This window comes from Pseudomonas sp. AE27, assembly GCF_037113495.1.
In the GTDB taxonomy this organism is placed as follows: domain Bacteria; phylum Pseudomonadota; class Gammaproteobacteria; order Pseudomonadales; family Pseudomonadaceae; genus Aquipseudomonas; species Aquipseudomonas palmensis.
In genome coordinates, this window is record NZ_CP146966.1 from 4898658 (window position 1) to 4912451 (window position 13794).

The window sequence follows — 13794 nt, forward strand, 5'->3', positions numbered from 1 at the left end:
TTTTTCAAGGAATATTGCGACGAGCGGTTTTGTCGCTGGAAGCCCTGCATCCGGGCGGCCTGGGTTGATTCATGCATCGTGCGATCACATCAAATGTTGTTGTACCCCGGCCTTTCTGGTATAAAGCAGCGCTCTTTTCTAGGGGCTCGGTTTGTCGCATCTGCAGATCTTGCCGATAAGACCCTGAAGAAACACGGCGCCTGGCGCCAAAGACTGAGAGATTAAGCGGCCAACCCATGCCGGGTTGGGCATGTGGTTTTAGAGGGCTGAGGCATGTCGAGAGTCTGTCAAGTTACCGGTAAGGGTCCGGTAACCGGGAATAACATTTCCCACGCGAATAACAAAACCCGTCGTCGTTTCCTGCCGAACCTGCAGCATCACCGCTTCTGGGTCGAGTCGGAGAAGCGTTTCGTGCGTCTGCGCGTTTCTGCCAAAGGCATGCGTATCATCGACAAGCGCGGCATCGATGCCGTTCTGGTCGAAATTCGCCGTAACGGCGCCAAGGTCTAAGGGAGAAAATCATGCGTGAATTGATCCGTCTGGTGTCGACCGCTAATACCGGCCACTTCTACACCACCGACAAGAACAAGCGCACCACTCCGGACAAAATCGAAATCAAAAAATTCGATCCGGTTGTTCGCAAGCACGTGATCTACAAGGAAGCCAAGATCAAGTAATTGATCCCGGCTTACGAAAAAAGGCCCGCATCTCACGATGCGGGCCTTTTTTTATGGCGATTTTCTGTTCAGCCGAAATGGAAACCGCTGATCAGGCCCGCCTCGTTGCCGCTGATGTTCACGCGTTGCGGGTCCATTTCGCGGGTCGACATCTCGCCGATGCCGACCACGCGCTGGCGCCCGGTCAGTTCGCTGATGTAGGCCTTCACGGTCGGCACGTAGCGGGTGCCGACCAGGCGGCCGATGCAGGTGAGCACTTCGTCGTTGCTCAGCTGCAACGCTTCGATGGGGCAGACGACCGGTTGATCCTTTTGCATGGTGAGGCTCCTTGAGTTCAGGTGGGTCCGGATAAGGACCTCGCCATGCTCGCGCCAGGGAGGGCTGGCGCGGCGGTATCTATCTATGGCCTATGCCTTGGGCTCGAACATCACGTAGATCTTGCGGCAGGTCTCCAGCACCTCCCAGGTACCCTTGAAGCCGGCCGGGATCACGAAGCGGTCACCGGTGCGCAGGGTCCTGGCGTTGCCTTCTTCGTCGCGCAGCACCGATACGCCGTGCACGATCTCGCAGTATTCGTGTTCAGTGTAATTGACGGTCCATTGCCCGGGCGCTCCCTCCCACACGCCAGCGGCGAATTGCCCGCAAGGGCTGGCGTAATGGTTGTAGACCGCCTGCTCCGGGTCGCCCTTGAGCACTTTTTCGGCAGCCGGGCGGTAGCGCTCGGCCTCGGTCAGTACCTGTGCGAAGTCGACAATCTGCTGGATATTCATGTTTGGGTCCCCTGATTGTTAAATAAAGTGCACATCACTAGGCATTTGGCCATATATTGTCAAATATATTGATAATTCAGGTGCCAGAGTTTAGGGTGTCGAGTGCCGTAGAGCGACAATCGCTCCGGCCGTATTCTGACAGCGCCCTGGCCCCTCGTGCGGCGCTGCATTTCAACAACAGGAGGAGTTTCGTATGACCACCCTGACTCGTGCGGACTGGGAACAGCGTGCCCAGCAACTCAAGATCGAAGGCCGTGCTTTCATCAATGGTGAATACACCGCCGCCGTTTCCAACGCCACGTTCGAGTGCCTGAGCCCGGTTGACGGACGCCTTCTGGCGCAGGTCGCCAGCTGCGACGAGGCCGACGCCCAGCGCGCCGTGGAAAACGCCCGCGCCACCTTCGAGTCCGGCGTGTGGTCACGCCTGGCCCCGGCCAAGCGCAAGGCTACCCTGATCCGTTTCGCCGCGCTGCTCAAGCAGAACGTCGAGGAGCTGGCCCTGCTCGAAACCCTCGACATGGGCAAGCCGATCAACGACTCGCTGAACATCGACGTGCCGGGCGCTGCCCAGGCACTGAGCTGGAACGGCGAAGCCATCGACAAGATCTACGACGAAGTCGCGGCCACCCCGCACGACCAGCTAGGCCTGGTAACCCGCGAGCCTGTGGGTGTGGTGGCGGCCATCGTGCCGTGGAACTTCCCCCTGCTGATGGCCAGCTGGAAACTCGGCCCGGCGCTGGCCACCGGTAACTCGGTGGTGCTCAAGCCGTCCGAGAAGTCCCCGCTGACCGCCATCCGCATCGCCCAGTTGGCCATCGAGGCCGGTATCCCGGCCGGCGTGCTGAACGTGCTGCCTGGCTACGGCCACACCGTCGGCAAGGCTCTGGCCCTGCACATGGACGTCGATACCCTGGTGTTCACCGGCTCGACCAAGATCGCCAAGCAGTTGATGATCTACGCCGGCGAATCGAACATGAAGCGCGTGTGGCTGGAAGCCGGCGGCAAGAGCCCGAACATCGTGTTCGCCGATGCCCCGGACCTGAACGCCGCTGCCGCCGCCGCGGCCAGTGCCATCGCCTTCAACCAGGGCGAAGTGTGCACCGCAGGTTCGCGTCTGCTGGTCGAGCGCTCGATCAAGGACAAGTTCCTGCCGCTGGTACTGGAGGCCCTCAAGGCCTGGAAGCCTGGCAACCCGCTGGACCCGGCCACCACCGTTGGTGCCCTGGTCGACACCCAGCAGATGAACACCGTGCTGTCCTACATCGAGGCTGGCCACACCGATGGCGCCAAGCTGCTGGTGGGCGGCAAGCGCATCCTCGAAGAAACCGGCGGCACCTATGTCGAACCGACCATCTTCGACGGCGTGAGCAACGCCATGCGTATCGCCAAGGAAGAGATCTTCGGCCCGGTACTGTCGGTGATCACCTTCGACAGCGTCGAAGAAGCCATCCAGATCGCCAACGACACCCCTTACGGCCTGGCCGCAGGTGTATGGACCGCCGACATCAGCAAGGCGCACAAGACCGCCAAGGCCCTGCGTGCCGGCAGCGTGTGGGTCAACCAGTACGACGGTGGCGACATGACTGCGCCGTTCGGTGGATTCAAGCAGTCGGGCAACGGCCGTGACAAGTCGCTGCACGCACTGGACAAGTACACCGAGCTCAAGGCCACCTGGATCAAGCTGTAAGGCCATGGGTGCGGCCTGGTGCCGCGCCCCGAGCGATCCGCGCCACAGCCGGGCCCTGCGTTAGCGCAGGCCCGGCTGTGTTGCTTGTGGCGATCCATCATTCTGCGAGGAAGTACACATGCGTTGGGCTACCTACTTCGCCGTGCTGTCGTCGGTTCTGAGCGTCGGCCTTGCCCTGGGCGTGAGCATGCCGTTGGTATCGCTGCGTCTGGAGAGCTGGGGCTATGGCAGCTTTGCCATTGGTGTGATGGCGGCGATGCCGGCAATTGGCGTGCTGGTTGGCGCCAGCCTGTCCAGCCGCCTGGCGGCGTATTTCGGCACCGCCACGCTGATGCGCCTGTGCCTGCTGGCCGGTGCGTTGTCCATCGGCCTGCTGGCGCTGCTGCCCAGCTATCCGGTGTGGCTGGCGTTGCGCCTGCTGATCGGGGTGATCCTGACCATCGTGTTCATCCTTGGTGAAAGCTGGATCAACCAGCTGGTGGTCGAGCAATGGCGTGGCCGCCTGGTGGCGCTGTATGGCAGCAGCTATGCCCTCAGCCAGCTGGCCGGGCCGCTGCTGCTGGGCGTGCTGGGTTCGGAGGATGACCTGGGCTTCTGGATCGGGGCCGGGTTGCTGGTGGTGGCACCGCTGGTGCTGATCGGTCGCAGCGGGGCGCCCAGCGCTGAAGCCTGTGGTGTGGGCCTGCGTGACCTGGTGGGCTTCTGCCGGCGCTTACCGGTAATCGCCTGGGCCATTGCGCTGTTCGCCGCGTTCGAGGCGATGATCCTCACCCTGTTGCCGGTGTACTGCCTGCAGCAGGGCTTCACCACCGAGCTGGCGCTGTTCATGGTCAGTACCGTGGTGGTGGGCGATGCGGTGCTGCAACTGCCGATCGGGGCGCTGGCCGACTACATGTCTCGCCGTACGCTGTTCACCGGCTGCGCCATGACCCTGCTGGTGTCGAGCCTGGCCATTCCGGTGCTGATGCACACGCCGGCGATCTGGCCATTGTGGGTGCTGTTCGGCGCCAGTGCCGGTGGCCTGTTCACCCTGTCGCTGATCCTGATCGGCGAACGCTATCGCGATGATGCGCTGGTGCGCGCCAACGCCCACGTGGCGCAGCTGTGGGGCATCGGCTGCCTGATCGGGCCATTGGCTGCTGGGGCCGGTAGCCAGTGGGTGAGCGGGCATGCGTTGCCGCTGCTGATGGCGGCGGGCGCGTTCGGGCTGGTGCTGTTGGCGATGCGGCCGAATGCCTTCGAGCCTGCCACGGCCTAGGGCCGCTTTGTACCGGTTGAATCCCCTCGAGGAGCGCTCTTCTCGGGGGATTTCATCTTTCACCCAACTGCGCAACTTCTTGCGCACCAAAATGTGGATAACCCTGTGCATACATTGCTGCAGGCCATAATTAACGTGTCCTGCAGCCAACTGCGCAACTTCTTGCACAGTACTGCGCAAGAAGTTGCGCACTTTTTCGGGTTTTCTCGCGTAAAAGTGCTCAAAAAACGTACAGCAAAAACGCAAGCTACTGATTAAAAACAACTAAATTTCAGTTGGCACGGGTCTTGAACTGTCTCCTTGCAGTCGCACGGCATTTTTCGCCTGTTCGGCTTCATTTTTTGCAAGGAGCAAACCCCCATGGCAACACCTGCCTACATGTCCGTCACCGGCACCAAACAAGGCCTGATCACCGCCGGTGCCTTCACCGCCGATTCGGTCGGCAACACCTACCAGGAAGGCCACGAAGACCAGGTCATGGTCCAGGGCTTCAACCACGAAGTGATCATCCCGCGCGACCCGCAGTCCGGTCAGCCGACCGGCCAGCGCGTGCACAAGCCGGTGGTCATCACCAAGGTCTTCGACAAGGCCTCGCCCCTGCTGCTGGCCGCGCTGACCTCCGGCGAGCGCCTGACCGAAATCGTCATCCACTGGTACCGCACCTCGGCGGCCGGCACCCAGGAGCACTATTTCACCACCAAGCTCGAAGACGCGATCATCGTCGACATCAAGGACTACATGCACAACTGCCAGGACCCGGCCAACGCGCACTTCACCCACCTCGAAGACGTGCACTTCACCTACCGCAAGATCACCTGGACCCACGAAGTGTCCGGTACCTCCGGCTCGGACGACTGGCGCACCCCGGTCGCCGGCTAAGCCTGCGTTAGTTCACTGCCCCGGCCAGCCAGCATGGCCGGCCGGGGCAGCCTGTCACCCCAGTTTTTGCAGCGGGAGGAACATCGGATGTTCTCAGCGGCCAACCAGCCCCATTTCACCCTGACCCTGGACGGGGTCGACAGCGACTTTCAGGTGCTGTCGTTCAGCGGGCGCGAAGCGCTCAGCCAGCCGTTCGAATTCGAACTGGAGCTGGTCAGTGAACGGGCGTCGCTGAACCTCGAATCCCTCCTGCACACGCTCGCCTTCCTGCAGCTGTCGCCCAGCGGAAGCGGCATTCACGGGCTGGTCTACAGCGCCGCGCAGGGCGAAGCCGGGCGGCGCCTGTCGCGCTACCGGCTGGTGCTGCGCCCGCAGCTGGCCTACCTGGCACACCGCATCAACCAGCGCATCTTCCAGCACAAGACGGTGCCGCAGATCATCGCCCAGGTGCTCGAGGAGCACGGCATCCTCGCCAGCGACCACCGCTTCGTGCTGGGCGCGGTGTACCCCGAGCGGGTGTACTGCGTGCAGTACGACGAGTCCGACCTGCACTTCATCCAGCGCCTGTGCGAGGAGGAGGGCATCCACTACCACTTCCAGCACAGCCCGCAGGGCCATGCGCTGGTGTTCGGCGACGACCAGACCGTATTCCCCACGCTGGCCCCGGTGGCCTACCAGCAGGACACCGGGCTGGTGGCCGACGTGCCGGTGATCAAGCGCTTCGGCCTGCGCCTGGCCACGCGCACCAGCCGCACCACGCGGCGCGACTACGACTTCACCAAACCGCGCATCCAGCTTGAAAGCGACGCCGACAGCGGCGCCGCGCCGGACCTGGAAGACTACGACTACCCGGCGCGCTTCAGCGACCGCGCGCGCGGCAAGCACCTGGCCACCCGCGCCCTGGAGCGCCACCGCAGCGACTACCGCCTGGCCGAGGGCCGCAGCGACCAGCCGAGCCTGGTCAGCGGGCATTTTCTGAGCCTGACCGAGCATGCCAACCCGGCGTGGAACGACCTGTGGCTGCTCACCGAAATCATCCACGAAGGCAAGCAGCCGCAGGTGCTCGAGGAGGTGATCAGCAGCGACGTCACCGACCTCAAGGACGACTTCCACCAGGGCTATCGCAACCGCTTCTGCGCCACGCCGTGGGACGTGCCGTACCGTCCGCCGCTGAGGCATCCCAAGCCCAAAGTGCTGGGTGCGCAACGTGCGGTAGTGACCGGCCCCGAAGGCGAGGAGATCTATTGCGACGAGTACGGCCGGGTCAAGGTGCAGTTCTTCTGGGATCGCGAAGGCCAGTCGGACGACAAGACCACCTGCTGGATGCGCGTGGCCTCCAGCTGGGCCAGCCAGAGCAGCTTCGGCGCCATCTCGCTGCCGCGTGTGGGCATGGAGGTGCTGATCACCTTTCTGGAAGGCGACCCCGACCAGCCGCTGATCACCGGTTGCCTGTACCACGGCGCCAACCTGCCGCCGTACCGGCTGCCCGACTTCAAGACCCTGGCCACGGTCAAGAGCAAGGAATACAAGGGCAGCCGCAGCAACGAGCTGCGCATCGACGACACCACCAGCGAGATCAGCATCGCGTTGCGCAGCGACCACGGCGCCAGCGCGATCAACCTGGGCTACCTGACCCACCCGCGCCCCTCGGGCGGCCAGCCGCGGGGCGAGGGTTTCGAGCTGCGCACCGACCGGCATGGCGCCGTGCGTGCGGCGGCGGGCCTGCTGCTGACCACCGAGCCCCGGCATCACGAAGCCAAGCACCACAAGGACCTGCCCGAGACCGCCGAACGCCTGGCCACCGCCAGCGAACAGCAGGACGGCTTCGGCCAGCAGGCGCGCGAGGTGCAGGCGCAGGATTCGGGCGATCAGGACGAGGTGGCCAAGGCCCTGCATGCCCAGCACCAGGGCATTGTCGGCAGCGGCCCGACCAACCAGAGCGCCAACGAGTTTCCCGAGTTCAGCGAACCGCACCTGGTGCTGGCCAGCCCGGCGGGCATCGCCCTGACCACGCCGCGCTCGACCCATGTCGCGACCGGCGAGCACCTGGCGTTGAGCAGCACTGGGCATACGAGCCTGTCGATCGGCAAGCGGCTGCTGGCCAGTGCCAGCCAGGGCATGCGGCTGTTCGTGCAGAACATGGGCTGGCGGTTGGTGGCGGCGTCGGGCGACATCGATATCAAAGCGCTGAAAGACAACATCAACCTGCTGGCCAAGCTCGACATCACCGCCAATGCCGACCGCATCACCCTCACCGCCAAGACCGAACTGGTGGTACAGGGCGGCGGCAGTGCCACCACCTACAACGCCAGTGGCATCACCCACGTGACTACCGGGCCGTATACCGCGCACGCGTCGACGTTTGCACACACAGCGCCCAAGAGCCTGGCCGGGACTTTCCCGGAGCCGCCCAAACCGGGCAAGGGCAACCTGGAGCTGTTCAACCTGTACGCCAATGCCAAGGGCATCCAGGCCGGCGATTACGAAGTGACCGATGCACTGGGCACGGTGCTCAAGGGCAGCCTCGATGGCCAGGGGTTCAATGCCGTATCCGGTGTGGCACCGGGGCCGGCGTCGGTCAGGTTCGGACGCGACCCGACCCCGCCGTGGACACCGAGCAGCTACATCGGTTTGGTCAACTGGCCGTTGCAGCTACCTGACCCCAGCCACTCGCCCACGGTAGTGGCAACGCTGGTCGACAAGCTGGTGCTGCCCAACGATGGCAAGGGCAGCCTTTTTGGCAGTGCCAGGCAACTGGTCAGTGCCGCCAGCTCTGCCCTGCCTGCTGCCTCGGCCGCCCTGGGCGTGGCCGACCAGGCGGGCACTGCACTCAAGGGCTTTAGGGCCAGCCTGCCCACGCTGCCGGCCCTCTCACTGACCGACCTCAAGGCTCCAGGCCTGAATACCGTTACCGATCTGCTGCCAGGTGAACTGATCTCATGAGCGACAACACCCCCGCCAAACAACGGCCACCACAGGCCGCAGTCGTTCCCCTGGATCAGATCGGCATCGAGGACGTGAGTAGCGGCGCCGCCGTGTTCGACGCCTGGCTGCGGGATATCAGCGGTGGCTACGTCAACCTCGAGCGCCTCAAGGAGGTGGCTGAGGTGCTGCCGGTCATCGGCAACATCATCGCCCTGGTCGATGCGGTCGGCGACGTTGTCAACCTGGCCTCCAGCGACAAGCCCGACCCGCTCGACTGGGTCAGCCTGGGCATCAACCTGATCGGCGTGATTCCCACGCCACCGACCATGGCGGCTGCGCGCAAGAGCCTGCGGCCGATGCTGGTGCTGGCCCGTCAGGAAGGCAAGCAGATGCTCGGCGACTCGTTGATCGAGATCATCGTCGGCCACCTCAATGCCACCTTGCTTGGCGAAATCGATGCCTTTCTCGCTGACGCAGAAGGGCAGTTGGAGGCGATCCTCAAGGAGTGCGCCGACGTCGGTGAGAAGCTGGTCAACAACACCGCCAACGCGATCGATGCCGTGATTACCGGCAAGCTCGACAGCGCCGAGAATCTGGAGGCTGCCGGGCGCAGCGCCATTGCAGCAAAGAACGCGTTGCGTTCCGACCCCTCGGTGGTCTTCGAAAACGCCTTCGCCGCCCTCAGCGATGCCTACGCCGCGATGGGCAAGGGCGCCGCCAACATGATCATGCGCAATGCCGTGCCCGAGGGGGTACAGCATGAAGTGCTGGCCCGTACCCGGGCCCTGCGTAGCCTGGCGCCACAGATGCGTACGCAACTGATGAGCATGACCAGTGCAGCCAACCCGCAATCCATCGAGAGCATGCGCCTTATCCTGCACAACAGCAGTGTGCTCTGGCACAAGCGCAATCCCAAGGCACTCGGCAGCACGGTCAAGGGCGACAAGACCACCCAGGCCAGGCATCAGGATGCCAAGGGCGAGACCGAGGCCATTACCCGGCAGGCGTCGGCCAAACAAGCGGCCAACGACAGCAAGAACGGCACCTGTGCCAGCAGTTGCAACCGTATCAACTTCGCCCTTGGCAGCGAGTCGCTGGACCACACCGACTTCAGCCTGCCAGGCCCGTTTCCCGTCATCTGGACCCGTACTTACAATTCGCGTCTCGAGCGCCTCGACAACGCCAGCCTCGGTGCCCGTTGGCTCACCGAGTTCACCACCTGCATCGACGTGGTCGGCCAGGGCCTGGTGCTGCTTGACTTCGATGGGCGCAGTCACGATTTTCCAATGCCCGAAAAGGGCAAGCCCCACTACGACGCTGTCGAGTACCTCACCCTGGTGCGCACCGGCGAACAGCAACTGGTACTGCTGCGTGGCCTGGATCGCCGGGAGACCTATGCGCGCCATGGCGATCGCTTCTATCTGACGCACATTCAGCTACGCAGCGGCGCGGGCGCCATGCTGCACTACGAGCATCGCCACAACGGCCAGCCGGTGCTGTCCGACATCAACACCTACCAGGACGACGACCCCAGCAAGGTACACCTGCAACTGGGAACGCGGCTCGACGCGCACGGGCATATCCAGGGTCTCTGGCACGTGGTCGACGGCAAGCCGCTGCGCCAACTGTGCGCCTATCACTATGACGGCGCGGGTGACCTGGTGGCGGCTCAGGATGAAAACGGTGCCGCCTGGCACTATGAGTACCAGCATCATCTGATCACCCGTTACACCGACCGCACCGGGCGCGGTTTCAACCTGGAGTGGGACGGCAACGGCCCGCATGCCAGGGCCATCCATGAGTGGGCAGATGACGGTAGCTTCGAAGTGCGCCTGGAGTGGGATGAGCGTATCCGCCTCACCTATGTGACCGACGCCCATGGCCAGGAAACCTGGCACTACTACGACATCCAGGGCTACACCTACCGCATCCGTCATCCGGACGGCAATTCGGAGTGGCTGTTCCGGGATGAGCGCAAGAACGTCATCCGCCACGTGCACCCCGACGGTAGCCAGGACCGCTACAGCTTTGATGAGCGCAGCAACCTGCTGCAGCACATCCGTCCCGACCACAGCACGCTGCACTACGCCTACGACGACCATGACCAGCTGATTAAGATCCGCGATGCCGAGGGTGGCCTTTGGCTGCGCGACTACGACGAGCGCGGCAACCTGGTAGAGACGGTCGACCCGCTGGGCAACAAGACCGAATTTGCCTACACCCCAAGCGGCCTGGTAAGTGCGATCAAGGACGCCAACGGCAACCAGAAGGCGCTGGCCTACAACGACGCCGGGCAGTTGCTCGAATACACCGACTGCTCCGGCAAAGCCAGCCAGTGGGCCTACAACGACTTCGGCCAGCTGGTGCAGTTCGCCGACGCAGCGGGCAACAAGACCGCCTATGAGTACAAGGCCGGGCAACTGTCCAGGGTCACCCACCCCGACAACACCGAAGAGCGCTTCGAACGTGATGCCGAAGGCCGTCTGCTGGCGTACCTCGACGCGCTCGACCGCTGCACCACCTGGACCTATTCCGACGCCGGGCTTCTGGCCGAGCGCGTCGACGCCAACGAGCACACCCTGCGCTATCGCTGGGACAAACTGGGCCGGCTGATTGGCCTGGAAAACGAAAACACCAGCCAGGCGAGCTTCGTGTACGACCCGGTCGGTCGCCTGTTGCAGGAGACCGGCTTCGATGGCCTGACCACCCGTTATCAATACGACCCGTACAGCGGTCGCCTGGCCTCGACCCAGGTCGGCCAGCGCCGCATCGACCTGCGTTTCGACCCCATGGGTCGGCTGGCCGAGCGTACCGCCAGGCTGGACGATCAGTCCCAGACCGAGCGCTTTGCCTATGACGGCAACGGCAGGCTGATCCAGGCGATCAACGCGGCAAGCCAGTTGCAGTGGTTCCATGACGAGGCGGGCAATCTGACCCGCGAGCATCAGCATTACCTGGGGTTGCAGCAGCCGGTGGTGGCGGTGTGGACGCACGAGTACGACGTGCTCAACCAGCGCATCGCGACCGTACGCCCCGATGGCCATACGGTCAGCTGGCTGACCTACGGCAGCGGCCACCTGCTGGGCATGAAGCTCGACCAGCACGACATGCTCAGCTACGAGCGCGATGACCTGCACCGTGAAGTGGCGCGCCATCAGGGCAACAAGCTGATGCAGACCCAGGCCTGGGACCCGGCCGGACGGCTGCAGGAGCAACTGCTAGGCAGCCACGACGGCAAGTCCACGTTGCTCAAGCGTCAGTACCAGTACGATGGCGCCGGGCAACTCACCGACATTCACGACAGCCGACGTGGTCAGTTGGCCTACCAGTACGACCCTGTCGGTCGCCTGTTGCAGGCCAGCAGTCGCCTGGGGGTGGAGACATTCGCCTTCGACCCGGCGGGTAACCTGCTGGACGAGAAGACGCAGCAGCTCAACCGCCCGCTGGACCAGGCCCCGAAACGCAACAGGTTGATGGACAACCTCCTGCGCGAGTACGCCGGCACCCATTACACCTACGACGCGCGCGGCAACCTGGCCGAACGGCTGCACAACGGCGTGCGTGCGCAGTTCGCCTGGGACCTGTTCGACCGGCTGCAGAGCTACAGCGACGACAAGCTCAAGGTCGAGTACAGCTATGACGCCCTCGGCCGGCGACTGCACAAACACTCGGTTGCGCATTACTCGAACAAGCCGCAGGCCGGCACGGGTTGGAATCAGCTTGAACGGGCCAAGCGCCAGCGTGAGCTGGACTGTGGCTTCACGCTGTTTGGCTGGGACGGCGACACACTGGCGTGGGAAAGCGCCCCGCCGCGTGATGAAGGCGATACGGGCCGCACGGTGCATTACCTGTATGAGCCGGGCAGCTTTGTGCCGGTGGCCCAGGCCCTGCGCAGGGGGCCGGTGCGGCTGCACAAGCAGCCGGACTGGAGCCAGCGCAGTTACGACTTCGACCAGGACCCGCTGTGGCAAACGCACATGCCGCCGCAGGCGTTTGATGCGCTTGCGTGGTACCAGTGCGATCACCTGGGCACGCCAATGGAGCTGACCGACCACCATGGGGCGGTGGCGTGGGCGGGGCAGTACAAGGCGTGGGGGGAGGTGCATGAGGAGCGGTCGGCTTGGGCGAGGCAGATCGGGCTGAGCAATCCGATACGGTTTCAGGGGCAGTATCACGACCGTGAGACTGCGCTGCACTACAACCGGTATCGGTACTATGATCCGAGGGTTGGGCGGTTTATTGGGAAGGACCCGATCGGGTTTTCAGGCGGTTTGAACGTATATCAATACGCACCCAGCCCAATACATTGGGTTGATCCACTTGGCTTGACGAAAAAATGTAATTTATGCACTGATCAAGAAAATAAAAAAGAAAAACTACAGTGTGATGAAATATACGATGATTACAATCAGGCAATGAATGATGCCCTTAGCTTCACGCATATCACAGCTAAAGGTAGCGTTCCGAACCCAGCAAAATTTGGATCGCAACCGTTTAACGGAAGAGTAGTTCCTGGAGAGTATCGAGGTTTTCGGGTGGAATATGATGAAAGACATAAAGCTCACATCAATGCGTTCAATGGAAAGAAAAATGAGCGAACCATTTGCTTTGATGCTTCAGGAAAAACTGTGACCAAAATAGTAAAGAGATTTAATCCATGAGTTTCTCAAAAAAATGTCAAGAGTTTATCGAGTTGCACGCATGTAGCGATCACGAAGAGGTAGATGTTTTTAAAGTTATAAATGACAACTTCCCCATTAGCTGTTCCTCCATTGACTGGAATCGTGTAGAAAACAAAACAACATATGAAAGTGTCTCGCGAAGCGATCTTAAAAGAGAATTAATTTCAATTTTGGAAGCTATAGGTTTTCAGTCATCCCATGATTTTTTTGTTATGCATATGGATAATGCAATCCCCTTGTTGAAAACAGGTATTTACGAGTGGCTAGACTTTGTGGATGAACTGGATTTTGTTGATACATTATTTTTGTCGGTTGACAGAAAATTAGTGATTCATTGGGACTTCTACAAGAATTTGCATGTAAGAATAATTGGGTAAGGCAGCCGTTCCAGGCATCCAATGCCGCAAGCAAACTGCACTGACTCCAGAGCGAATCCGGTATCTGTTGAGGCGATGGTACAACACTACTATTTTTGTTGCCGGAATAAGAAGTAAATGAATTTTCCTAACGTTATGAATCCGCAAGCATTGACTACGATATATGGAGGGATGCCAAATTTTCTAGGGTCAGATATTACAGAGGTTAATTTCAGGCGGGATGAACCAAGGTTATCTATTAAGCTGGTTACTCGAGAAAAGGCTGAGAATAGCCCTGTGAAGTGGCCAAGAAATTATGATGCGGTCTATATTGAACTATCATTTATAGGGAGTAAATGTATCGATTTTAGCGAGTGGGGCTATGAGAATGTTATTTGTGAAATTTCGTTTGATGTCGTGGATGAGGCCGTCGCTATAAAGATACGCTGCGTTGATAATAGTCGACTGAAATTTACTTGTGATTTGGTTCGTGTCGAGAGCGTGCGGCATGGTCTCACTGGTACCCCTTGACGAGCTAACTCCACGCAGATCGGCTCGCG

Annotated in this window: 11 protein-coding genes; 9 read left to right on the forward strand and 2 right to left on the reverse strand. The window is 61.5% G+C overall.

The window, feature by feature from the left end; all coding sequences use genetic code 11:
• Window positions 1-273: 273 nt before the first annotated feature.
• Both rpmB and rpmG read left to right on the forward strand, forming a co-directional pair.
• Entirely contained in the window at window positions 274-510 is a 237-nt protein-coding gene (gene rpmB / locus V9K84_RS22485) for a 50S ribosomal protein L28 (RefSeq protein WP_043859852.1), read from the forward strand.
• Between the two features lie 11 nt (window positions 511-521).
• The gene (gene rpmG / locus V9K84_RS22490) at window positions 522-677 is read left to right on the forward strand and encodes a 50S ribosomal protein L33 (protein ID WP_010225867.1); all 156 of its coding nucleotides are present in this window, start codon (window positions 522-524) and stop codon (window positions 675-677) included.
• A gap of 68 nt (window positions 678-745) precedes the next feature.
• Here rpmG and V9K84_RS22495 read toward each other — a convergent pair whose 3' ends face one another.
• A complete protein-coding gene (locus tag V9K84_RS22495) occupies window positions 746-949 on the reverse strand; it encodes a hypothetical protein (RefSeq protein WP_054916677.1) in 204 nt (67 codons plus the stop codon).
• A gap of 135 nt (window positions 950-1084) precedes the next feature.
• Window positions 1085-1447 carry a cupin domain-containing protein gene (locus tag V9K84_RS22500; RefSeq protein ID WP_088513827.1) on the reverse strand — a complete coding sequence of 121 codons (363 nt, stop codon included), beginning with the start codon at window positions 1445-1447 and terminating at the stop codon, window positions 1085-1087.
• Between the two features lie 193 nt (window positions 1448-1640).
• Between V9K84_RS22500 and V9K84_RS22505 the strand changes: the two genes are divergently transcribed.
• The 7 genes from V9K84_RS22505 to V9K84_RS22535 all read left to right on the forward strand — a co-directional run bounded on the left by V9K84_RS22505 (window position 1641) and on the right by V9K84_RS22535 (window position 13765).
• Window positions 1641-3134, forward strand: a complete 1494-nt coding sequence (locus V9K84_RS22505; RefSeq protein ID WP_043859850.1) for an aldehyde dehydrogenase — start codon at window positions 1641-1643, stop codon at window positions 3132-3134.
• A gap of 118 nt (window positions 3135-3252) precedes the next feature.
• Entirely contained in the window at window positions 3253-4392 is a 1140-nt protein-coding gene (locus V9K84_RS22510; protein WP_043859849.1) for an MFS transporter, read from the forward strand.
• A gap of 360 nt (window positions 4393-4752) precedes the next feature.
• Window positions 4753-5271 (forward strand): Hcp family type VI secretion system effector, encoded by a 519-nt coding sequence (locus V9K84_RS22515; protein ID WP_043859617.1) that lies wholly within the window; start codon window positions 4753-4755, stop codon window positions 5269-5271.
• Window positions 5272-5358: 87 nt separating this feature from the next.
• Window positions 5359-8214 (forward strand): type VI secretion system tip protein TssI/VgrG, encoded by a 2856-nt coding sequence (gene tssI / locus V9K84_RS22520; RefSeq protein WP_338792629.1) that lies wholly within the window; start codon window positions 5359-5361, stop codon window positions 8212-8214.
• Window positions 8211-12857 (forward strand): RHS repeat-associated core domain-containing protein, encoded by a 4647-nt coding sequence (locus tag V9K84_RS22525; RefSeq protein WP_338792631.1) that lies wholly within the window; start codon window positions 8211-8213, stop codon window positions 12855-12857. The genes tssI and V9K84_RS22525 overlap by 4 nt, the downstream gene beginning before the upstream one ends.
• On the forward strand, window positions 12854-13255 hold the full coding sequence (locus V9K84_RS22530; protein WP_143516632.1) for a hypothetical protein: 402 nt from the start codon (window positions 12854-12856) through the stop codon (window positions 13253-13255). The genes V9K84_RS22525 and V9K84_RS22530 overlap by 4 nt, the downstream gene beginning before the upstream one ends.
• A 117-nt stretch (window positions 13256-13372) precedes the next feature.
• Window positions 13373-13765 carry an immunity 50 family protein gene (locus tag V9K84_RS22535; protein ID WP_088514600.1) on the forward strand — a complete coding sequence of 131 codons (393 nt, stop codon included), beginning with the start codon at window positions 13373-13375 and terminating at the stop codon, window positions 13763-13765.
• The last annotated feature ends 29 nt before the right edge of the window (window positions 13766-13794 follow it).

Coding starts and splice junctions, on each gene's coding strand:
- rpmB (WP_043859852.1), top strand. CDS start 274: ATGTCGAGAGTCTGTCAAGTTACCGGTAAGGGTCCGGTAACCGGGAAT.
- rpmG (WP_010225867.1), top strand. CDS start 522: ATGCGTGAATTGATCCGTCTGGTGTCGACCGCTAATACCGGCCACTTC.
- V9K84_RS22500 (WP_088513827.1), bottom strand. CDS start 1,447: ATGAATATCCAGCAGATTGTCGACTTCGCACAGGTACTGACCGAGGCC.
- V9K84_RS22505 (WP_043859850.1), top strand. CDS start 1,641: ATGACCACCCTGACTCGTGCGGACTGGGAACAGCGTGCCCAGCAACTC.
- V9K84_RS22510 (WP_043859849.1), top strand. CDS start 3,253: ATGCGTTGGGCTACCTACTTCGCCGTGCTGTCGTCGGTTCTGAGCGTC.
- V9K84_RS22515 (WP_043859617.1), top strand. CDS start 4,753: ATGGCAACACCTGCCTACATGTCCGTCACCGGCACCAAACAAGGCCTG.
- tssI (WP_338792629.1), top strand. CDS start 5,359: ATGTTCTCAGCGGCCAACCAGCCCCATTTCACCCTGACCCTGGACGGG.
- V9K84_RS22525 (WP_338792631.1), top strand. CDS start 8,211: ATGAGCGACAACACCCCCGCCAAACAACGGCCACCACAGGCCGCAGTC.
- V9K84_RS22530 (WP_143516632.1), top strand. CDS start 12,854: ATGAGTTTCTCAAAAAAATGTCAAGAGTTTATCGAGTTGCACGCATGT.
- V9K84_RS22535 (WP_088514600.1), top strand. CDS start 13,373: ATGAATTTTCCTAACGTTATGAATCCGCAAGCATTGACTACGATATAT.